The sequence below is a fragment of the Halalkalibacter oceani genome (assembly GCF_023715605.1).
Taxonomy (GTDB): Bacteria; Bacillota; Bacilli; order Bacillales; family Bacillaceae_D; genus Halalkalibacter; species Halalkalibacter oceani.
The window spans coordinates 13,460-36,283 of sequence record NZ_JAMBOL010000033.1 but is presented as its reverse complement, the minus strand read 5'-3'; the positions used below and the strand labels follow the sequence as shown (position 1 = coordinate 36,283).

General features: G+C 36.6%; 24 protein-coding genes. All 24 read right to left on the bottom strand.

Going from position 1 to position 22,824, the window contains the following annotated elements; all coding sequences use genetic code 11:
• Positions 1–74 precede the first annotated feature (74 nt).
• Positions 75–713: a hypothetical protein gene (locus M3202_RS19805; protein WP_251224964.1), complete on the bottom strand. Its 639-nt coding sequence runs from the start codon at positions 711–713 to the stop codon at positions 75–77.
• A 567-nt stretch (positions 714–1,280) separates the two neighbouring features.
• Positions 1,281–2,300: a hypothetical protein gene (locus M3202_RS19800; RefSeq protein WP_251224963.1), complete on the bottom strand. Its 1,020-nt coding sequence runs from the start codon at positions 2,298–2,300 to the stop codon at positions 1,281–1,283.
• Between the two features lie 335 nt (positions 2,301–2,635).
• Positions 2,636–2,779, bottom strand: a complete 144-nt coding sequence (locus tag M3202_RS19795) for a hypothetical protein (RefSeq protein WP_251224962.1) — start codon at positions 2,777–2,779, stop codon at positions 2,636–2,638.
• A gap of 65 nt (positions 2,780–2,844) precedes the next feature.
• Positions 2,845–6,213, bottom strand: coding sequence for a DEAD/DEAH box helicase family protein (locus M3202_RS19790; protein WP_251224961.1), 3,369 nt, complete (start codon positions 6,211–6,213; stop codon positions 2,845–2,847).
• 260 nt (positions 6,214–6,473) lie between these two features.
• Positions 6,474–7,526 carry a DUF6094 domain-containing protein gene (locus M3202_RS19785; RefSeq protein ID WP_251224960.1) on the bottom strand — a complete coding sequence of 351 codons (1,053 nt, stop codon included), beginning with the start codon at positions 7,524–7,526 and terminating at the stop codon, positions 6,474–6,476.
• The gene (locus M3202_RS19780; protein WP_251224959.1) at positions 7,507–7,779 is read right to left on the bottom strand and encodes a hypothetical protein; all 273 of its coding nucleotides are present in this window, start codon (positions 7,777–7,779) and stop codon (positions 7,507–7,509) included. The genes M3202_RS19785 and M3202_RS19780 overlap by 20 nt, the downstream gene beginning before the upstream one ends.
• Positions 7,780–8,099: 320 nt before the next feature.
• Entirely contained in the window at positions 8,100–8,378 is a 279-nt protein-coding gene (locus tag M3202_RS19775) for a DUF5983 family protein (RefSeq protein WP_251224958.1), read from the bottom strand.
• Positions 8,379–8,393: 15 nt separating this feature from the next.
• Entirely contained in the window at positions 8,394–8,585 is a 192-nt protein-coding gene (locus M3202_RS19770; protein WP_251224957.1) for a hypothetical protein, read from the bottom strand.
• Between the two features lie 101 nt (positions 8,586–8,686).
• Entirely contained in the window at positions 8,687–9,130 is a 444-nt protein-coding gene (locus tag M3202_RS19765) for a hypothetical protein (protein WP_251224956.1), read from the bottom strand.
• Between the two features lie 19 nt (positions 9,131–9,149).
• A complete protein-coding gene (locus tag M3202_RS19760) occupies positions 9,150–10,022 on the bottom strand; it encodes a DNA methyltransferase (RefSeq protein ID WP_251224955.1) in 873 nt (290 codons plus the stop codon).
• 91 nt (positions 10,023–10,113) lie between these two features.
• On the bottom strand, positions 10,114–10,569 hold the full coding sequence (locus tag M3202_RS19755; protein WP_251224954.1) for a hypothetical protein: 456 nt from the start codon (positions 10,567–10,569) through the stop codon (positions 10,114–10,116).
• A 17-nt stretch (positions 10,570–10,586) separates the two neighbouring features.
• A complete protein-coding gene (locus M3202_RS19750; RefSeq protein WP_251224953.1) occupies positions 10,587–12,119 on the bottom strand; it encodes a hypothetical protein in 1,533 nt (510 codons plus the stop codon).
• Positions 12,120–12,143: 24 nt separating this feature from the next.
• The gene (locus M3202_RS19745) at positions 12,144–13,262 is read right to left on the bottom strand and encodes an AAA family ATPase (protein WP_251224952.1); all 1,119 of its coding nucleotides are present in this window, start codon (positions 13,260–13,262) and stop codon (positions 12,144–12,146) included.
• Positions 13,263–13,344: 82 nt separating this feature from the next.
• On the bottom strand, positions 13,345–14,289 hold the full coding sequence (locus M3202_RS19740; protein WP_251224951.1) for a DUF6744 family protein: 945 nt from the start codon (positions 14,287–14,289) through the stop codon (positions 13,345–13,347).
• 472 nt (positions 14,290–14,761) lie between these two features.
• Positions 14,762–15,544: a hypothetical protein gene (locus tag M3202_RS19735; RefSeq protein WP_251224950.1), complete on the bottom strand. Its 783-nt coding sequence runs from the start codon at positions 15,542–15,544 to the stop codon at positions 14,762–14,764.
• 214 nt (positions 15,545–15,758) lie between these two features.
• On the bottom strand, positions 15,759–16,403 hold the full coding sequence (radC, locus tag M3202_RS19730; RefSeq protein WP_251224949.1) for a RadC family protein: 645 nt from the start codon (positions 16,401–16,403) through the stop codon (positions 15,759–15,761).
• A gap of 272 nt (positions 16,404–16,675) precedes the next feature.
• The gene (gene ssb, locus M3202_RS19725; RefSeq protein ID WP_251224948.1) at positions 16,676–17,137 is read right to left on the bottom strand and encodes a single-stranded DNA-binding protein; all 462 of its coding nucleotides are present in this window, start codon (positions 17,135–17,137) and stop codon (positions 16,676–16,678) included.
• A 14-nt stretch (positions 17,138–17,151) separates the two neighbouring features.
• Positions 17,152–17,904 carry a CHC2 zinc finger domain-containing protein gene (locus tag M3202_RS19720; protein WP_251224947.1) on the bottom strand — a complete coding sequence of 251 codons (753 nt, stop codon included), beginning with the start codon at positions 17,902–17,904 and terminating at the stop codon, positions 17,152–17,154.
• Positions 17,891–18,235: a hypothetical protein gene (locus tag M3202_RS19715; RefSeq protein ID WP_251224946.1), complete on the bottom strand. Its 345-nt coding sequence runs from the start codon at positions 18,233–18,235 to the stop codon at positions 17,891–17,893. Before M3202_RS19715 ends, M3202_RS19720 begins: the two co-directional genes overlap by 14 nt.
• 2 nt (positions 18,236–18,237) lie before the next feature.
• A complete protein-coding gene (locus M3202_RS19710; protein ID WP_251224945.1) occupies positions 18,238–19,323 on the bottom strand; it encodes an ERF family protein in 1,086 nt (361 codons plus the stop codon).
• 15 nt (positions 19,324–19,338) lie between these two features.
• Complete coding sequence (locus M3202_RS19705) at positions 19,339–19,596, bottom strand: hypothetical protein (RefSeq protein ID WP_251224944.1); 258 nt, start codon at positions 19,594–19,596, stop codon at positions 19,339–19,341.
• Between the two features lie 340 nt (positions 19,597–19,936).
• The gene (locus M3202_RS19700) at positions 19,937–21,151 is read right to left on the bottom strand and encodes a M23 family metallopeptidase (protein ID WP_251224943.1); all 1,215 of its coding nucleotides are present in this window, start codon (positions 21,149–21,151) and stop codon (positions 19,937–19,939) included.
• A 35-nt stretch (positions 21,152–21,186) separates the two neighbouring features.
• Complete coding sequence (locus M3202_RS19695; RefSeq protein ID WP_251224942.1) at positions 21,187–21,942, bottom strand: hypothetical protein; 756 nt, start codon at positions 21,940–21,942, stop codon at positions 21,187–21,189.
• Between the two features lie 9 nt (positions 21,943–21,951).
• Positions 21,952–22,818, bottom strand: coding sequence for a S1 RNA-binding domain-containing protein (locus tag M3202_RS19690; protein ID WP_251224941.1), 867 nt, complete (start codon positions 22,816–22,818; stop codon positions 21,952–21,954).
• Positions 22,819–22,824: the final 6 nt, after the last annotated feature.

Sequence of the window (22,824 nt, the reverse complement as noted above, 5' to 3'; positions counted from 1 at the left end):
AAGGGAGTCTTCCTCCAGTCGTAGTTTTGTTTGGACACTTAACTAATTCGACTTTTGGGGAGGTACTCCTTTTTTTAGTGCTTAAAAGCCTTGAGCCCGTAGGGACTTAAATTATGAAATTCATTCACTCTCTTGTTAAAAAAGAAATAGACCAAAATAGCAATGAAAGTAACTGTACAAATAGCAGCTAAAAGTTCATTAGGAATCAAATGAGCATTGAGCATATTTACGGCTAAGCTAAAAAATGAGAAACTTGAGACAAATAGAAGAGATTTAAAAATTTTATCTCTCATGTTTAACCAATAATGGTATAATTCATAATCATTTCTTTCTCCAAAAGGTTTCATGGTCCAGGAAGTCTTAGCAAGCTCAAATTTTTCATTGAACTCTTCAATTTCGTTCATAATAACATCATCTTCTTCGTTGCTTTTCTGATATTCATAGGTAGACTTATCTGCATATTGAATTTTAGCTTCATCCATTAATTGACTAACCATCATATCTATTTCTTTTTTTTCAAGGCGATCGTGTATGCCGGTTGCTAACCCTAAGCAATGAAAAGTCATTAACAGCGTAAAGAGAATCGAAAGAATTTCATACGATCTATATTCCGTATTAAATGCACTTTGAAAGAAAAAGATAATTCCCGCACTAAAAAGCATTATGAAAATATACCATATAAAACGTTGTAGACTAAATGGCTTAATAAACAATATTCATGCACCTCTCAACCCAGGAAATAGTACCCCTGTCTTTTTTTCTATTTACGCTTCAACTTTACCATAAGTTTCATTAGTTTTGATATTTTTATAATCAATAAGTAAAATACTGCATATATTATTCATGAATCCAAAATGGGAAGTGATCATTTGAAAACAAATAAGAAGAGAAAAGAAATAGGCAGAGAAGATATAAAAAAACAGTTAGAAGAAAAAGGGATCAAGTTTACTAAGTCCTCTGAGAAGCCTGTAGGATCCCCTGGAATAAGTCGCTTGTATAATCAATGACAACCATTTTTCAATGAAAAAAGCCCTTCAAAATAATGAAGGACTTTTTTTCTTAATAAAATCTTGAAAAGAACCTTTTCTTTTCTAATTCTGTTTTGGTCTTCTTTCTAAGTTCCTTGGTATCAACAAATTTGATACCTCTCTTCTCTAAAATTCGTCTCCGCATTTCTAATATAGGTGAGCTCTTAGATGTTTCTTTTGAAAGATTGAGCACGATAATCACCACCAAATAGTATTATGATTATTTTAACATAAAGTCAAAATTATTAGAACTTAAAGTAACCGTAACTTTTTGCCCAAAACTGTCAGCATTAATTTGACATTAAGAAACAGCTTATATTTAAGGATCCTGAGTCTTAACTTTCTCCTTAGTTCGACGTCACTCACATCAAAATTAATCGATGGACTCATCATCAATGTAATAAAATAGTTTTTACCATCGAATAATTTCAGTGGAAAGGTGTAGTAAAGTAGTCCATCATTCCAAGCATCTACAGACCCCATATGAAATAAGTGACTTAATTTTTGTGTTTCAAAAAACTCATGGTAGACTATGAAATGCCCGAAGACAGAAGCTTGTACATTCGTTAATTGACTTTCTACATTTGAATCCTTTAATATTTGTTGGAGCGCAAACGTATCTAATGTTTGAGAATAACGCTTCTTCATTACCCTGGCATCATCTATGTTAACGGCAATCTCTGTACACGCCCTTAACACAGTAAGGATAAAGGAATACTTTTTATACAGTTCTTCATCTTTAAGATCCTGTATAGAGATCCTATCTAAGACCTCTTTATACTTAACGATAAAGTCCAAGATATCCTCAGAAACGATTGGATATTTTTTCAACCCTAAATACGATTTCTTCATATAATCCCAAGTCGAAATCCTGTATGGAGCTGATATGTCTTTTAATTCTCTCATGAAAGTATTATCGAATTTGATTTCTGCTGTTAAAGGTGGGCTTGGTTCCCCTATCGGAAGACTATAGTTAGTGCTTAGATCTACTAAGCGTATTTCGTAACTATCCCCCCTTTTACTTGGCTTATAGGTATACAATTGTGCCAATAAAATATTCTGATCTACTTGTACCATCTTGTTTAGCATTCTACGAAAATTTACTGCAGTTAGTAAGTAGATCATTACTAATAGTAACAGAAATACCCATTTCACTTGAAAACCAAGTATTGAGTAATTCAATACTTGGTTCGTCATCTCTAAGAAAGCTTTTGCTGCTTCCTCCCCCCAAAAAAACCTTACTATTTTTTCAATATCTTCAATATAGAGCATTAAACTCCCCCTTCTAAGTTTTTTGTCAACACAAAAAGCCTGACAGAATTTTATAATAAATTTTGTCAGGCTCTAAAGCTTTTTATATTTGGATATGCTATACATGCATAATAATCCCATGATTGTCTAACTATTTAACGAATGAACTCATATCGTCTTCTGGCGAACATTAGGATCGAGAAGTGCATATAAGTTTAAAATCATACCTACATAACTTGCCTCCTTCAGCAAAAAACAAAATGGAAGGTTCCAAGTTTCAGAGAGAAAGTTATCTACTCTCAGTATAAACCAAGGCTCTTCCCTTCTCAATGCCTAGAAGCAAATAATAATGGTTGCTATTGATGCTTACGTGCCACCAATAATAAAAGCACTTCTTTCGCAATGTTAGGACTTAGTCTTTCAATATACCGATAAGCTTGATAAGAGTGTTCAGCGGTTTTAATTTTTCGATATGCTTTTAAGGCATCGCTTTTATACATAGTGAAATCTCCCTAATAAACTATTTAAGTAAAGGCGTTCAGAACAAATCTGAACGCCAAATGGTTTAATTCGCAAAATCGAACAAAGATTGCTGCTCAAAACGAATTTTTTCTTTACTCTGAAGATTATAAGGTTCAACCTCCACCTTATATTCAACAATTTCATTTTTCTTTTCATGAGACTGATCATTTTTAGTACTTTTCGCTTCGGAAAACACCTCAACTTCGGCATCCTTTTCTTCACTTATATCAATATCCTCAGGCTCAACTTCGAAATTGACATCATCAAAAACACTTAGTGCCAAATCCAATTCTTCATCTGTTAATTCAGCGAAAGGATCAATTTCCTTAACCCCCGTTAAGCGTTTAGTTTCTGCTGTAAGGTTTCTGAATGCAGCACTTATCTTTTCTTTAAAGTCAGCTTCGCTAATAAGACGAAGCTCATCATCTAAATCATGAGCTGCTACATCCGCCCACATTTGTTTAATATCCGCCTTTTCAAGCTCTTGAGATAGCTCATTAGTAATGCCGCTAGATGCAACATTTGCGAATTTGGCCAGTTCATTAGATCTTTCCATCCGTCCTTCAGCAATTAGGGCAGCAATTCTTCTACTCATTAAGCGAACAAACTGTTCCATTTGAGTTGTTTTCTCATTGACCAAGAAGAACACCTTACACTTCTTCGGTTGCCCTAGTCTAAAACCCCTCCTGGATGACTGACGTAAAATACTAATTTCATCACAAAGTTGAAAATAGATATAGGTTGGATAATAAATAAGGTCTAACCCTACCTCTACCAGTTTCATATTTGTAATAATTACTTTTGTTTCTAATTTGACCTGTTCCTCCAGCCATTCAAATCTCTTGTGTGATGGCACACCTTCATCAAGGATCTTGCATTTTATACCTTGATCAGTCAATGTTTTTTTCAAACGCTGATTAGTTTGGTATTCCCCTGATTTACCAGTGAAATGATTATAAATTACACATGGACGATCTTGAGCAAGTTCACTTTTCACTAGATCAATAAGGGTTCTTTCCTTAGCCGGTAGGTAGGATTCAGGAAAAGAAGGAGCTTCCACCTTACCTAAGTGATTCGTTTGGTCCTTTTTCACACCTTTTGGATACCATTCTATTTTGACACCCTTAGAAGGTTGATCCGCATAATTCAAAGTTGCGGGATGGTATTTGGCCCAAGCACCGGTACCAACCATTTTGGTTAAGCTTTGGCATGTTGAATACAACTCTTTTTGTAACCTTTGGTATTCCTCATAATGATCGTCATCCAACTTAATAAGGATCGGCCTTTCTTCCAATTCTACTAAAGGAATCTGCAGGTCCGGTAAATTCATGAAAACGCATTTATCAAGTAGATGATTAGCAATTAACTCTGGGCTTATCCCTGGTTTTTCTTTAATTTGCACCTGGTCCTTCACTCGATTCGTAGTGGCCCCTAAGTCTCGACCACCCTTGTCCAAGGTGACAATCCTCTCTACTGTACCGTAGCGATACGCCCAAGCCTCTTTGGACGTTTCATAACTGAATCCGGCATTAATTAATTCTCCTGGAAAAAGTCGCCATAGGATTCCAAAGATACTTGAACTCTCCCCATTTGTTAATGTTCCAGTTAATAAGATAGATTTCCGGCAAGATTTCAATATTTTATGAAACGCAGCACCCCGTCCAGACTCTGTAGAGTGCATTTTATGGACTTCATCGAAAATGCCAATATGAAAGTGATTTGGCAATTTTTTTTGAAAAATTTGTGCAATCATCCATCGATGAGATCCTTTCATCTCTCCCCACTTAGCTTGGGCCGGCCGGTATAAAGTACAATGTTTTTTTGCTTTTGTTTTATCCGGTTTAAAATATACTTCTTGAATCGCCCGTATATCCTCAGACCATTTTTGCACATACCCTTTTGGTAATTGATTAGGAGCAAGGGTACCTTTTTTCCTAGCTTCTTGAATTTGATGTAATGTTGGGGGGTGTTTTGGACTGATGACGATATCACTCCAACCAGCGTGCTCATCAGCTGCTCGTTTTTTTCTTTTCAGTTGTTTTTGGGATGGCGGAATTTGTAATGCCTGATTGGTCTCTGGAGATCTCCACACATTCCTCACCGGATCCCATCTACCAGCAAATACATACTTCATCGCACCGTATTTCATACGGTCCATACTAATTAAGACAAAATGGATCATTCGAGATGGAACTGTCCATCCACTTCTAACTGCTTGAACATATTTAAGAGCATCGTCTGTTGACTCAATCGTCGTCACAATAAACCGTTGAGAAAATTTAAAACGTCGTTCATTTTTTTTGAAGGCAGACAACTCCCCAGGAGTAACCCAAACAGTCTTACTTTTCCCTAATACCGTAGGAATCTCTGATTCAGACCATTTAGGAATAACATTGGACGGGGCAATTATTAATGCACGAAATTCATCTTTAATGTTTTTATCTTCTGCTCGCTTTTTCGCTGCCGTAAAGACTGTAGTTAACGACATTTGTGTCTTGCCGGTTCCCATATCAGATACGCATATGACTCCTTTTTTCTTCTTAAGGGTTTCATGCATACCCATTACAATTTTAGCTTGAGCAGGAACGCATACTCGTTCAGTCTGACCAATATAAGGTAAGTAATGATCCCCTTTATAAGTTGGTCGAATATAATGCTCAAGTTTACTTGCTAAGGCTTTAGCATTTTTCCTGAGATATTGCTCAGTCGTCATGCCGGCATTATAAATCGCTTGTTCACTTTTTATAATGTATGGCGCATTTGATTCCGGATTTAAACGTCCACTTTGTATTTCTTTTTCAATTATCTCCAGGACTTCTTTTTCTTTTAAAGAATGGATACGAAGAGCTTCGGCCTGGTCCCACTCTCCAGCCAAATTGGTTGTTATAATAGATAGCTTTGTTATTTTCTCTTGCAACAACTCAATATATTTATTACTCCAAGCTTCCTTTTGGGGAAGGCCAAACGTTTTGGCAATGAAGCGCCCTGCCACTTGATTAATATTGCCTTTACGAGCTATGACAACTCGTTCTGGATATGAATAATCAAACTTTTTAGATTTGTCCTTATTACTTTTTAGCGTATTTTGAGCAGCTTTCATATTCTCTGCAAGACTCGCTTGAAACTCACGTAGAACCGCGGATCTTGGTAACATGAAGCAGTGAACGACACGCCCTACCACTTCTTCGACACGACGATACCTTGTTGTACTTGTATAGTAAGATATTTGACCGGTTGTCTCATCAATGACTTCGATTCTAGTGCCAATGTTGTAGAAGGAGGCATGTATCGACCGTACAGCTACAGCTGTTCCTGCAAATGAACAACCTACTAATACATCTCCGTCTAAAATTAACATCTTTACATACGCTTCAAACGTCTTACCATCTTCGTTAATTCGAATTTTCTTCATTCATATGCCCTCTGTTCAGGTTGATGAACAGAGATAAGGGAATGCCCCTCTCTGTTCACTAGCTTTCTGAACAGGAAGGGCTTCCCTCCTTTGTATTATAAATATTGGTATTTTTAGTTTAGTAAACTCGAAAGTCTAGTAACATGCCTTACATCTAACCTATGGCCATAACAACGTAATAGTGAAATAGCACTCTGTCACCTTGCTCCAAGGCTTTTTAGATTCCTCTAAAGTCATATAATTCATATTTAAGATCCTCCTTACCCTAAGTCTACGATGCCTTTTTTTGAAAAAATACGCATCGTGTTTTTGGTACTATAAGTTGTGACTCTTTGCTCCTTTTCGCTTCGAGCGCTTATCTGAGTACGCTCTGACTCTACATGTTGTGTACGACTTACCAGCAGGTGATCTGCTCCCATTTGTTCAGGAACATAACCTGATTGAAGTGCAGCTGCTAAATGAGCCGTCTGCAAAGGCAACGCTGGTTCTAATTTTTTTGTGTTATTTTGGACTTCTTCGAAGTCTCGAATCAATAACTTGACCTCCTGGTCAAGACCCTGGTTATTTAAAATATCATTCATAGTAACTTTAGTAGAGTAAAATGACATCAATTTTTTAGGTGCCGGTGATAGCTCATAAACGATATCATCTACTCGATCAAGGCTAGGTAGTTTATCCTTTGGCATTTGAGAAATGACTTGCAACCTTTCCTCCATTTTTTGTTGATATGCTCTTTCATGTTCTTTTCTAAAGCCTTTTTGACGCCTCCGTCCAAATACAATCACTTGCTTGTATGCATCAAAGTGATCATCAGTAAATCGGTAGACAGATAAATCAATAAAGCGGCTGGCTAAAAGCTTAGCGCATTTTTTTAAAATAGGCTGAGGAATATTGAACACTAGGATTCCTCCAGGACCAAGTCTATCCTCTGTTAAATCCTCCAAGAAGATTTTTTCCATCCTTTCTCCCCCCATTTCTTGAAACGGAGGATTAAGGTATAGAAGCGAAAATGCTTCCTGTGACATTCGTGCTTCGTCATAGCTACAATGAAGTAGGCTATCGACTTTACCCTGGGCTGCGATCGCTCTTGTTTCTTCAATTTCAATCCCATATGACTTTACAGTAGCACCGGACTGACTCAAGGCTCGCTGGGCCACCACGATCGCATCTCCCATACCTGCGCACGGATCCAAAATATTATAAGTTTCTTGTGTCTGATTATGTGGTATTTTTAGTTTACTGCATATAAGCTCCATTTCTATAATCGGTGTAGGGTAAAAACCTGCTTTTGCCTCAGATGCTAACCTTGCCATTTTCCAACATCCTTTCTTTTTTTCTTTTTTTTTCGTAGCGCAAACAAGCGCGCCAGTCAGGATTGTGGTGTATAGGAAGTTGAAGGCTGCATGTATACATTCCTTGAGTTTTTTTAAGGAATACACACGATTTACACTTCGCCCTTCTTCCTGTTTTAATACCATAGGCCCTGACCATCGGGTTCCAATTAGCCTCTCCCCAATCAGTCGATATGATTGGAAGTGAGACAACTTGCAACTGGTTTGTGTCCATTTCCCCTCCTCCTAGTAATTTAGATTTATAAAAACGCAAAAAAGGCGTATCGATAATCACAAATCATGATTTTCGATACGCCTATTGCGTTATATATAAGACAAAATGGTCATGTTTTAGTATAGAATGTTTTGAATAAACAGGTCACTTTCATTCAGCGAACAATCGGAATGTATGTACCCAAATAAGAATTTAAAGCAACACTGACTTATCCCTGCTTTCCGGTACAGAAAGGAGAATTCAGTTAATCAATAAACTACATATAGAAATTATAGCATACGTTTGACCGAAAAAGAACCCCTACCAAGTAGGGGCCCCCATTAATAATGACTATACACGTCTAAATTGTCCATAACTGGTCCATCACCATCTAAACATATCCATAAGCAATCGTTTTCCCGGGCTACCTCAGCAAGTCTTTTGATATCTTGAGGTAACTCCTCAATAATGTTATGAAAATACTCGTCTCCTAGATAGATAAACCATCCATAACCTTCTTTCTCATAGCTTATCATGTCCGTTTCACCCAAATTTAAGAGCTTTAAACTCTCGAGTGATAAATGAATTGTTGAGAGTGTTAACATCTTTGATATCTCCATTCTAAATTCCTCCTTTTACTTCCCTGTCTCTAGTGAGTTGTAAGCTGCTAGCATATGACGATCTTCCATGATTGTGTTGAAAACTATTTTCATTATTTCCTCTAAACTTGTAGAGGGGTTTCTTCTTTTTAAGTCTTTTACCAACCACCTTACATATGCATCATGCTCTTCTAATTTTTTCATCCGTTCAATGCTGAACTCTTTCATGATAATCCTCCTTAAAATTAATATTAAAGTTCCCTTTTTTGTTTATTTTCCATATAAATGATAAAGTGACTGGTAATAATCCAATAACTTCACCCTTCTGTTTAATATGGCAATGGTGAGTGATCGTAATTTTCATTCCTACAATCACACGTGTCGCAGTAATGAATCCAACTAGGAAACTCGTCATACATTGGCATCATGTAACCACCACAAGAGCACTTTTCATAATTCCTAGTTTCGTACTTTTCGTATTCTAATATCATTTGTTGTTCTAAATATAGTTCACTAAGTGTGATTATTTCTTCCGAAAATGGAACTCTGAAACCGGCGTCCCATTCCCACTCTACGCTCGATTTATCCATGGTAATATCTAATGTTAATTCTAGATTATAACCAGCAAATGGATAAACAATATCAATTTGTCCTATAAAATCTCCTTTATTGCTTGCCTCTTCAATGATTCGTGCTTCTTTTATATGCACATAGACATATTCATCACCTATAAGGTGTACACGTTTTTCAAATTGAAATACTTCATGTTTCATGACCAAACCCCCTATTTTTTTAATAAGTTAATTTCCAAACACCACGATCGACAGAAATAAAATTATCATGAAGTTGCAATGTCTGGCGTATTTTTTCCTTCCAGTGGTTATTAGAGATAGTTTTTTGGCTACCCTCAATAAGGGTGTAAATATCTTGTAGGGAAGCTTTTCCTCCTAAATAATCCAACGCTCCTTGTATAAGATCACGCCAAGTAATATGTTTAAATTCACGCAAATCAAAGCTCTTTGTGACAGTACTTTTTATCTGTACCTCCCACACTTTGTTCTTTTTGAAGACCAAAATGTGTTCATGGATAATGGGTATAAAGTTTCTGACGTAACATTTTTTATCTGAAAGGCAATTATGTTGCCTCTTAATAATATGTGATTCGAGATCACCGAGCCATGTCATATCCTTTATAATGCTGTAATACCGGCCCTTTTTTCTGATATCACCTATCAGAATGGCGTGTCTACCACCATTGAGTAGTGATTGATATATCTTTGCATTTACTCTATCCAATTTTGAAATAAATTCCTCGTAGGACATATCCAAGGATAGGTCATCTTTATGAGCATTGTTGTAGCGTTGGTAGCTCACTATATGCCAATACGGTGGATGGCTAAAAATAAAGTCACTTCCGTAAGGAATATCATCTGTTAATGCATTCCATCCCGTATTCAAATCAAGATGGATACTATTTTTAATTCCTAATTCAATAGCAACGTCTTTCCCAGTACCTCCACCTGAAAAAACTTCAATAAATTTTTTCGGTTGGGAGTTAGGGTAAAATTGCTTAATTAGGTCCTTTATGACGTGGCCAGATGTGTTTCCCCTATAAGAAGAATCACCCCAATGACCCCGATCAGGATAACTAATGATTGATTGCATTATACTCTCACTTCCCTTTTAGTTTATAGTCCAATTAAATGATTAAAGTGACTGGCATAACGCCAATCACTCCACCCTATATTGCAATTTTTTAATTTGCCAGCGGTGAATAGCCAGGCTCTTCTTGCCTGGTATCACAACTGTCGCAGTAATGAATCCACCTAGGAAACTCATCATACATGGGCCACAACGAGCCCCCACATGAACACTTTCCATAATCTATAATTATATTTCGACACTTTTTTTCCTCTAGCTTATGAAAACTGTCGTGGTATAGTTCATTAAGTGTGATTATTTCTTCCGAAAAGGGAACTCTGAATACTGCGTCAGTCTCCCATATCCAATCATCAGATGCTTTTTCGATGTGAATATCTAATGTTAAATCTAAATCATAACCAGCGAAAGGATAAACGATATCGATTTGACCTTTAAAATCTCCTATATTGTTTGCCTCATCAATAATTCGTGCTTCTTTTATATGCACATTGACATATTCATCACCAAAAAGGCGTACTTTTTTGTTAAGTAGAAATACTTCTTGTTTCATCTAACAACAATCCCTTCTTATTTTAGATTTAGATTGAATGCTCTTTCCATCATTTGTGCATCCATAAAATCTTTTGCAGACATGATTTCATCCGAAAAGATTTCAACAGCATCTTTGTCCGCATGATCGCCAATTAAGACACTCATAATGGATACATGATGCTTCTTTTTGAATGCCAACAGTTCATTTTTGTGCTTTATTAATTTTTGACGGTCGGAAGGCTCACCGTCTGTAACAAATAAAACATCTGCATTTTTGTATGTTTTTATAGCCTCCATACTCATATTTAATGCCGGGTAAAATTTAGTACCCCCGCCTAAAAACGATGTGGCCATTAAAATTAATTCATCACCGTTTATTTTTCCTTTATTGTATTCTTTTTTTATAGCCCTATTATCAAAAGGGATATAAACAAAATCTCTCTTCTCTTTTTTAGCGATCATCGCCATTGCAAGAGTAAACCCCTTGCTTTGATCGTCTAACCCTTTCATAGACCCTGACTGGTCTAAGCAAAGGATGATGGGTCCTTTCCCAGCCTCTGATTTCCCACTCTTTTCGAACATTAACGTTTCATTTTCAACAAAACGCCGTAGAAAATCAAGTCTTGTTGACTGATGCTGAAAATTCATCATCTCTTGCGGTAATAAACGTTCTAAGTCATTACCTGGTATGATGCCCCCGCGTTCTACACTTTCTTTTACTTTTGTTTTTCTTTTTTTCTTAGCAATGGATTTGAAGCGGCCTGCCCACTGCGCAATATTTTTGAACTTACTGCTTTTTCTCAGTTGCTCTGCAAGTTGCAATTTCTCTTGAAGTGGGACCTTTTGAATATCTTTACTTCCAATTCCTGCCCCACTTAATAGATTTTGTACTAATGTATTTTCTTCTTTGGCTTTTGCTGCAGCTTGTGTTAATGCTGCTTGAAATGATGCACTTGAATCACCTTGGATCGCCTCAGAAAAACGTTTATTTATCTCTTGCAGGGTATTTTGTAACTCATTTTTTTTCTGTTCAACCTTTTTTTGAGCATTATTCGCTCTTTTCGAAGCTCCAGCTTTATCCTCATTAAGATCTTGGTTAGCCTTTTCTAGTTGATCCTTATGTTTATTAAGCTCTTTCTGACTTTTTAGAGCTTCTGCTAATTGCTCACGCAACTCATTATCTTGTTCTACTTTTGATTCTATCCAGCCGTGTAACTCCTGGCCGTAGTGAAGCGTTCCTAGAGCTGATGTAAGGTCATCAAAAATGGAATCCTTTCTTAAGCTTGAGAATTCCGAATCCTGCATTATCTGGCTCATAAACTGATAATTACCTCTTAAGAGGTCATCAATTACCTCTTCATCTTTAATGAGTGGCTTCACCTTATACAAAGCGCTATATACGTCACTTAGTAAAGGAATGAAGCCCGGATAAATCCCTTTCCCTTTGCTTGCTAATTTTAATAAATTAGGAGCCTTTTTTAAAAGGCCCCCAAAGTTTCTCCGGTCGAAGTTGTCACTATTTATGACCACTTCATCTGCTCCTATCTGAAAATCTCTTCTTGATAGCATATAGCTAACCTCCTTACGAAGTTTTTAGTTTGAAATTCCTAAAGCAACGTTTGTTAACTGTCTCAGAGCATTCGAAAACTGCTCAATGACAGGTTTAATTTCTGACTCTCGATTAGGGTTGTTCTTCAAAGCATCTTGTAGCTCATTCAAGATGCGCTTATACTTTTCAATTGTTTCAATTGATTCTTGAGTTCCTTGTTGGGCATAAGTCCATAACTCATTAGCATCGTTCTGGAAGCTTTGCAACATCTTTGTAATCGGATCAGTTGCATGCTCCAAAATGATCTCTTGTACATCTTTCATTTGTTCAGGTTCCTCCCATAAGACGTCCTTTAATATAAGGAGGTCTTTTGGCTCGACAGCTGCTCTATCGTCTAATAAAGCTTTTACCCGTAGTAGATTTAAACATTGACGAAAGCGTCTATCTGATGGGCGCATCCCTTCTTTTTTTAGCTCTTGTCTTACTGTGATTAAGCTATTCAGAACAGCTGCAGGAATATTAATAAACTCCGCTGCTTCTGACAATTCATTAATCTCTTCTATGCTTATTAGTACTTTTGATTGAGCAACTCCACCTTGTAACATGGCGAGAAATGATTGATCTTCACCAATATAGTCCACTTCATATCGTAATAAGAACCGGTCAAATAGAGCACCTAATTCTTCATCCTCAGGGTATTCGTTAGAAGCCCCTATCACTGACAAAAGAGGAGATGTTTCAGCACCTCCATCGTTGTAGAAAACCCTTTCGTTGATAAGGGTTAGTAAAGAGTTGAGTATAGCGGAATTTGCTTTAAAGACTTCGTCTAAAAAGGCCACGTCAGCAAGGGGTAATTTATTATCAGTGTTTCGTTTATATTTACCATTTTCTAGCTCTTTGAGATTAACCGGTCCAAATATTTCTTCTGGAGTAGTAAACCTCGTTAATAGCCATTGAAAATGCTGACTATTGCTTATGTGCTTAACTATGGAATTGACCAAAGCAGATTTACCTGTACCTGGTGGTCCAATTAATAGTACGTTTGTATTGGCGATTAAGGAAATTAAAATACCCTCAATGATATCTTCCCGTTCAAGAAATTTTTTACTTAAATTTTCTTTAATCAAACCAATCTTTTTTACAGTTTCCTTTGTTCTTTGCATAATTCATTCTCCTTTATAAATAAGTTAGCGCTAGTTTTTTAACTAGCGCTTTATATCTCCATTTTTATTTCCTTCTCTAATTTTATTTAAGTTTATCAATTAATAAGGTTTGTACTTGCTGTCTGATGGCTTCAATCTTATCTTCCATGCTGTCTACAGCCCCTGTTACAAGGGACCGATAATCCTTGAAGTCACCGATAATACGTTTTGCATCATCAATTTGCTCTTTGATAATATTTTTTGGTATTTCCTTGTTATTACTCATCAGTGCTTGACACCTTTCTAATGTCGTTTGCAAGTGCGCATCGATTTTAGAGCGCAGCATATCCTTATTATCTTCCGTATTGATTAGAGGAACCATGAATCCTTCTCCTCCGTTCCCTCCTGATGTTTCGAGGTATTTTAAAAATTCTACCACCTTCTTTAGCATTTCTTCGTATTTTACAGGTACGAAGTAAATGCCTCCGGATGGTCGTACAGGAAGAGGAGCCATTTGTTTAAGAATATTAAGTGTCATATTTCTTATTGCGCCACCATTATGATGGTTTAAAAATATCTCATATTGAGATTTGGCAAATTCTGCTAAATCTCTTACATGATCGTTCTCGGTTTGTTCGATCAGAAAATCCTCGTTATCTTTATTAAAAACGAGAATACCGGCACTACTATTGTAATGCAATGAACGCCCCTGCGAATCTCTCCTTTCTCTTACTATATTTCTTTGGGTAATCGTATTAGAACTTGTCACATGGCGAATTAAATACTGATCCACAATGCCTGTCTTTTCATCTTCCATTTGGCTGTTTTTTTCAATGAGCTTTGTCGCCCTTCTGAATGCATCAGCAGGGCGTATACGTTTTGGCATGAACGAATCCGCTAACCCGGATTTATGCAGAGAATCTCTTATTTGCTCTCTGTTATATAACCCTTCAGACACTGAGTACCAGCATAAGTACCCGAATAAATTTTGTTCTGTTTCGTTCCCGTGAATTGCTGCAACATCATTCAAATTAAAATTTTTCGTCATTTTCTTTTCCTCCATTTTTTTGTCAACGCAAAAAAGCGCACCGATAAGGAGTGATTCATCCTTTTCGATGCGCTTGAAGCGTCGTGATATTAGATTATGCCATTAGGCATAGAAATCCCTTTTTGTTTAATTCCCCAATAACCCTACTCCATTCTCTTCTAGCATAATTAGAGAAGTATATGGAGTGATAACTAAATAAGCATCTTCATCCTTCGGTTCACCTTTTGGGTGAGAAGGTACAAGTTAAATTAATTATGATTAGTCTCATTTTAACATTGTTTTTATCTCTAGCAAAGTATAGTTTTGAATATTTCTCGAATATTAATACTATTTCTTCCCATTTAAGAAGTCACTATTTTTCACCATCTGTTTTACTGCGTTTATTTTCTCTTGGCGAACTTTTCTTCTTTTAGAGATGATTTCACTTTGAGATTAAACAGGTACCGGCTTAGCCCTTTTAGCAAGATCTATGCTATATTACCATTTGTTTTGAAGTAACTCTCGTTTTATTATCTATACGATTAACCTCTAACCGTACCTTTGAATTAGTAATGGTTCTAAACTGTTCAATCTGCTCATTTTTTATTATGCCTCTTTTTATAAAGGCATATAATTTTTTGGAGTTTGGTTTTCCGTGTTTGATAAAAAAATCCGTTCCTATAACATTTAACATTGTTTCAATGTCATATCGGACCTTATCCTTTTTTAGGTACACACTTCCATATTTGTGAGAGATCTTTCGTTCTTCTAGTAAAGTTGGACAATTTTGCATCTTTACTTTCAGATTTCTATACATCTCAGATAGAGGTACAATAATGCTATCAGATTGCTTAATTATTTTTAATAATTCATACTCATTAGATGGTAAAGCAATTGAATGAGACAACAACTGTTTGCCAACTTTGTTCACGCTAAAACTTAAGATATCTTTTTTAGGAAGCTCAAACATTTTGCATATCTCTGGAAATTTATCCGGCGTATCTTGCTTAAGATCAGCAACTAGCGGATAAATCCCTACCTCCATCAAAAATCTATTTAAAGACTCCCAATCTGTATTATAGGTGTGTTTTGGTTTGAACGAAACAGCATATCCTAAATCGCCATAGACGATTGGATTTTCCGATCTATGATAAAGCAGCTGTTCTAATTTTTCAGTTGCCTTTGTTTTAATATCTTCTTGCTGGCGAAGCTCAGGGTAACCTGTACGCCAAAACATTTCCATCATTTCTCCTGCATTTACATTATTAGTATTCATCCTTTTTTCCTCCTTATAATTGACGAAAGACACCATCCAATAGGGATGCTGTCTTTCTAATTTTTATATTTATTTTAGATAATAATGTTTCTTTTTAGATGGGAAATGTCGATCTTCTTTAGATGACTAACATCTCCCAGTTCTATTGCTCCTAAAATCATGAGAGCAATGATAGCCTGAGAATTTTTGCGAGTAGACACTTTTTGTAGATGCTTTATATAACACATCGCATATTCTCCATTTCTTTAATTGAGATACATCGATGATCTCCTACTACAATATGATCAAGTACTTCAATCCCAATTACTTTCCCTGCTTCGAATAATCGTCTCGTGACCTCAATATCTTCTCGGGTCGGCGTCGGATCACCGGATGGATGATTATGCGCAACTATTACTGAAGCAGCATTCTTACTCAATGCAAACAACAAAATTTCTCTAGGGTGCATTAGGGAAGTATTTAGTGTGCCTTTAAAGACTACTTTTTCTCCCGTTATAAAGTTTCTTGTATTTAATGTAAATACTTTGACTACTTCTTGGGTTTCAAGTGCCATGGTTTTTAACCCTGGATAATTAAACATGTCCTCCGGGGACCTGATACATAGTTTATTTGAATTAGAATTAACTTGCAGCAGTTTTTTTGCTAATGCGACAGTAGCAACCAGTATTTCTGCCTTCCGGGGGCCAATTCCCTCAATGCTTTTAAAGTCAGACTCACTCATTAAGAGTAAGTCATTAACGGAAAGACTCGATAAATTATTCATGCTAGCTGATTCCCCGATAATTAACGTTAGAATTTCATTTAAACTAGTATTCTCATATCCATACATACTTACTTTTTCACGAATTTCATTAATCATACTTTTTCTCCTTCGCATACTTCGCCACAAGATGGCGAAGTATGAACCATCTTGTTTTACGCCGAAGAGGAAGGCGGATTTGTTATTTTTTTTACTCTGCCACACCTTTATAGAACGACAGGTTACTAAATGTGGTATCTTTTAATACCAAGTCATTGTCTATACTTATATTTCCATTTTTGATTCCTTTTTTACTCACCACTAAAACAAGTACAAAACCTTTATTTACAAGGAAATATGAGCAAAATTTAGATTACTCACTTTTGCACTGGCTAAAATGGTAAATCATCATCGGATATATCGATAGGAGCAGAATCGTTAAAAGGATCCTCATTAAATCCCCCAAATTGCTGTTGGTTAGACTGCTGCTTGTTACCGCCATTTCCTTGGCTACCGTTACCACCACTATTAGAAGTACGAGTATCAAGAAATTGAACACTGTCTGCGACAACCTCTGTTACAAAGACACGACGGCCTTCATTGTTGTCATAGCTTCGTGTTTGAATTCTGCCATCTATCCCAGCCAGGCTACCTTTTTTCAGGTAGTTTGCCACATTTTCAGCAGGCTTCCGCCATACGACACAATTGACAAAATCAGCTGCACGTTCTCCTTCGTTATTCGTGAAGGGACGGTTTACCGCTAGAGTGAAATTTGTTACAGCAACACCGTTTGGCGTATAACGAAGCTCAGGATCTCTAGTTAATCGACCAACAAGAACTACTCTGTTTAACATGTGTTTTTTCCTCCTTATAGTACACCAGCTAATTGCTGATGCTCGCTATTATTTGATTGAATATTCTCTTCTTGTTCTACTGATAGAAATATCACATAGAGTAAGCCATTTTCTTTAGACTTGTCTTCCACGCACAAACGTAAGGCACTTCTGGCCAATAATAGCCCTTCTACTGACCACGGTTCAGATAACCAATCTGTCGAAAACACTTCGAGTGTTTTATCGAGTAAATCAGTTATCTCCTGTTCCTTTTGCTGGCGCCGGATACTATCAATCGCCAATTCATATTTTCCAATTGCTTCACCTACGACTAACTTAGCGAAAGCAGTACGATAATGAAGATGACAATGCTGCTGCCAGTCCTGAAAAATATGTCCCATATGCTTTCTGAAGTAGTTCCAGGACTCTCTTTTTGCCTCTTTCCACTGAATGACCTCCAATTGTTTTGGTGTCAAAAATTCAGCAGGATGAGCCTTATTCTTCTTTTTCAGACCAAAGTACTTTGATTTAATTTTTTTATAAGTTTGATTATATTCAGAGTTGTCTTCATTCATTTTTAAAAGTGTTTCAAAATGAAGGACCCCTCCACTTTCATTACAACTGCTTCGCCAGCAACGAAAGGTGTTCTTATCATTGTTCATAGACAATTTAAATTGTCTTGATTGACAAAATGGACATCTTGCCAACACTTCTTTTTTATTAAGTGTTGTAGGATTAATATCTACTGAATACTCTTCAGCCACTTTAATGATACTAGGTAATCCCATTTAGGTCGCCTTCCTTTAATAAAATCATATTTGGTGATAATAGTACTCTTCTGTTTTCATACACAATGTCTTCATACCTTTCATTTGTGATAGAAAGATATAATTGAAGAGCTTTTTGCGTATGCCAACAAGGTAATGATGCCTGCATGCAATTAACGGGACACTCATGTGTTACAAATAAATCATTTGCTAATTTTTCAACTTGTACGATAACCCTATAAGGCAAGGCATGCTGCCCTGCTTTTTGGTAAGCAAGTGAAAAAAAGGCGAACATAAAGACTTTGTCATCACTGTCTTTGTAGCATGAAATGTCATCACGAAGTTGCAGCATAATCAAGCACCCTGTTGTTCATTTTTAGGTTCCATATTTTTAAGGATATAGTAGTTACCTTCTTGTACTAGCCTTGCATTAAATAGTACATTAGGTCCTAACTCGTCTAAAGAATTGACAAGCTCTTCTCCTCTAGCGATTGCCGCTATAGTTGTCTTATCCTTATTAAGAAGGATCAATTTTGCATAATGCACATTGTTCCTGATACCAGGATCAATGGAAACTAGCGAGACCTCTGCTGTAAAAACACTTGAATCCTTTTCTGATTCCTCAGATGTCTTATTTGACGTTTTATCTGAAGTAGGCTTGGCCTCTTTGTTACTGATCTCGCTGACCTTTGACTTTTCGACTGTTGGGGATTCTGTTTGCCTTGGAGGCTCTGGAGACTTTTGAGTTTTAGTTTGAGGGGTTGCATTTTCATTCTCTTTCTTGTTTTCATCCTCTACTTCTTTAAGCCAATTCGATACCTTAGCTTTTATTTCTTCATAATCAGATCTTCTGATATCAGAAATATTTGATACAGCTAAGAATTCAAGATAATTAGAGAGTGTCGTCCCTCTTGCTTTAACCAACTGTGCTAGCATGTCACCAATTTCAGTGATCTGGTCAGTCGCAATCGTTTCTTCCTCTTCTTCATCCTGTAGTGATTGGCCTCGTACATCAGGATCCATCTCATCACTAGGAAGATGGAATTGTTTCTGAAAAAATGTCTTCTCGGCATAGGTATAAGCTAGCCCTGCTGCCTTTTCAGTTCCATTTGCTATTCCCTGGCCATACCAAGGAATAATTAACTTGTCCTCTGGATTTTCCACATTGATAAATTCAAAATCAATGTTGATTTCTAATAGAATTTGGTTCTCTATTTCTTTTTTTTCAAACCCATTACTTCTTCTCTTCACTTCTGAGGGTGAGATATGAATGACATGTTCTTTTTTGTGCATTAACAGTAGAAGCCCTTCTTGTTCGAGAAGTGGCTTAATTTTTTTTTGGATTTGACTAATAGGAACATGTGGATGTAATTGGCCCGGTATTAGTTTTAATACCTCAATTTTTTTTTGTACATTAAGTATTTTCTTATAAATATTCATGTTAGTCCTTCCTCCTTAAATTTCATAGACTTTTGGTGCTAGAGTAGGTGCTGCGTATTGGGCCCGATATAGGTTTTTTTTAAGTAAAGGAACATCGGCTCCAATAATTACCGCACTCGCTCCTTCATTTTCAATTTCGTACTTTATTGCTTCTTGTTGCCTTTCTGACCAGCCCTCTGGGGGAACAGTAAAAAGCATTAACTGATCTCCCTTTAATCTGACATGGACTGAAAGAGTCTGTTTACATTCTTCAGATAAAACTAAAATAATCATATTTAGTCTCCTTTCAATTTTTGATTGAAAATATGAACCATATCCTCCTTCCATTTGCTTTATTTATAAAACGCAAAAAAGCGCAACAAATAAGGTAGATAAACCTTTTTGTTGCGCTTTTTAAGCGTGATTTATTAAACTAAAGTCATTTTAGGCACTAATAATTATTAACGAAATACGAATTCTTATCTTCTTCTTGCTAGATCAAAATAGATCCAGAGAAGTTCATAAGTTAAAGGTGTTTTCTGCTTGCCTCCTTCTGCAATCGGAAGGTACCAAGTCGTTGAACTATATTATGCATTAATTATACCTAATATAGACTGGAAATTCAACAAAATATTTACCCTCCTTGTAAGAGGTCTAACGGATTAATTGCATTGCTCTTTCCTGAATTCCATCTGCCGACATGGAGCTCGAAATGAAGATGGGGCCCCGTTGAAAAACCTGTGTTTCCCATCGAACCAATATAGTCACCTTGGGATACTGTGTCGCCAATTCTGACTGAAATTTGGTCCATGTGACCGTACAATGTTTCATACGTTTGATTATCAATCAGATGTTCAATAAGTACGGTATTCCCATAACCATTTACATAATGCGCCCACTTCACCCTTCCACTTGCAGCTGCATAGATTGGCGTACCAATTTGATTTGCTATATCTATTCCATTATGGAACGAACCCCAACGCGGCCCAAATCCAGAAGAGAATCGTCCAGTAGTGGGCATTATAAAAGTCCCCCCTTCTAGCTGTGACATATCCAGGTTGGATTGAGCATTCGCTACCTGCCTCTTTTTATTTTCTAATTCCTTTTTTAATTTCGACTGTCGGGTAGCTGCTTCCTCCTTTAATATTTCTCGATCATTTATTAACTCCATTTTTTCTGTGATTTCCTTTTGAACTTCAATGATATAATCCTTCTTTTCATCTTGCAAATCTCTATAATAATCCTCTAAGATTGCTAAGGTTTCCTTCCCTTCTTCAAGTGTCTTGAGTTCTTTCTTATACTTTACTTTTTCCTCCTTGATTTTCTGGTTTATATCTCCTAACCTTTCGATCATCTCGTGGTCATATTGAGCAACACGTAATGCAGACATTGTTTGATGTAACCAGTCTCCTAACGAACGGGCGCCCAACACTGATTCTAATAATCCATAAGATGGCTCACTCATGTAAAGCACTCTCGCTCGTTCTTTAAAATAGTGCAATACTGTCTCTCTTGCTTCTATCTTTCTGTCAAGCTCGTTTTCCAGTCTATCAACTAATTGAATTTGTTCATCTATTAACGACTGTGTAGAATGTGACTGTTTTGATATTGCTTCCATTTTCATATCATACTCTCGAACTTGATTATGAATAATGGAAAGTTCTTCTTCCAACAATTCTGTTTCCAAGTGAAGATGTTTGATCTCTTCTTCATATTCTTCTTCAGCCTCTTGTGCAGCTAGAATTTGTTTTTGTATATCATTTATCGAAGAATCTTGAGCAAAAGTATGATAAGGAAATAGGATACAAAAAAGAAACAAGAGGCCTAATATTCTATGCTTCCGGATCATTAAATCACCTCATGCCAAAGCAGCTTCCCAATTCATTATTGAGAAGCTGCTCTTTTTTTATTTATTTCCTGCCGTTTCAGGTATTCTTTTTCCCATTTCCCCTTGTCAAAAATATAGAACATTTCAGACAAAGGAACTTTATAATGCAAATCAGCATCAAGAGTCATCCGGACTTTTATATGTGGCCAGAAAGAATTAAGTTTGTTCAAATAGACTTCATGCTCTGCGATAACAAAGAGTGGCTCAGAAAAAGTATGGTTGTTAAAGTAATCAAGCACTTCATCTTCATTATTCCGAATGACTAACACCTGAAATAAACGATCTTTTATTTTGATTTTCCCTATAAAAGGAGGATGAGTCGTATCAAATGAAAACTCATCCATTGTTTGACTTAACTTTTGTATAAAGCGAACAAACGTTAAGCGTTGCAATAAATCATATTCAGACCAATGAAACCAATAATTAATGAACTGGTTACTCCTCAGTCTCATAGCTCCTTCCAGCCCAATTGTATAGACTGGTATAACATCATTATTTCGTTTTAGGTCATGCCGCAATATTAACCCTTTTCTTCTCATATCTTTCAATTTCTTTTTATCTTTCTTTAGATAGAGTGATGAAAGTTGCACAGCTCCCATCACTCCAACTTTGCTTAATGCTTCTAAGACCCGGCCTTCATACTCTCGTTCGTGGTATATGCAATTCTTCCTTGCCTCTTGTGAGCTAGGGATGAATTGCCAGTTGATATTCCACTCATGAAATGCAGAAAACGGGCTGTTAAATTCAATCATTTGAATCACCTACAAAGTAAATACTTGATTCTTACGCAGGATTTTAATAATACTAGCTGATATTTCTTCCTTTTCAGGGCGAATTTCACGAATGCGGACCACTACCAAATCTCCCTTTGATAAAGTTTCAAACTTCATGTGAGGGGTTAAGGCATCAATACCAGGGGCTAAGTTAATAAAGTTACCAAATTTGACGACTCCTGATACCGTGCCAGTATATTCACAATTCTTACTAACAAGCTGATCGACATAATCCCATGGATTTTGCTGTGTTGCTTTACGGCTAATCTTTAATTCCTTCTTCTCTTGATCAAATTCAGTAATTTTCACAGTAATATTATCACCGGCTTGAATTTTATCTCGTAAATTATCAACCCAGCCATAATCAAATTCTGAAATATCAAGAGTTGTTTCAATTCCGCCAATTTGAACAAGAGCGTACTTAGGAGCGACATAACGAACTTCCGCATTTACGACTGTCCCTACACCTTTGGCCTGAATTTCTTTCCATGTAGCGCTCTGCATGACTTCTAATGCGCCGCTTCTGGAACCAATAAACATTTTGTTTGCTTCATCAATGCCAATAACTAGAAATCCTAATTTTTGGCCCATCATATTACGCATTTGCCGTTTGTCTTTAACTTCCATGTAGTCGAATGGAATCAGTCCTTTTACTCTGCCAATTCGAACAACGGCGCACTCGATTTCATTTTCACGAAGAGTATGAGTTTCAATTCCACTAAGTGTTGCAAACAAGATTTTTCTCGTTTGTCTTGCAGCATATACTTCTTGCCAATCTTTTTCCTGCAAAGCCTCGGTTGTTACATCTCCAACTCCATTACCTTCTGATAGTACATTAATTAATTGATCGCTCATACGATC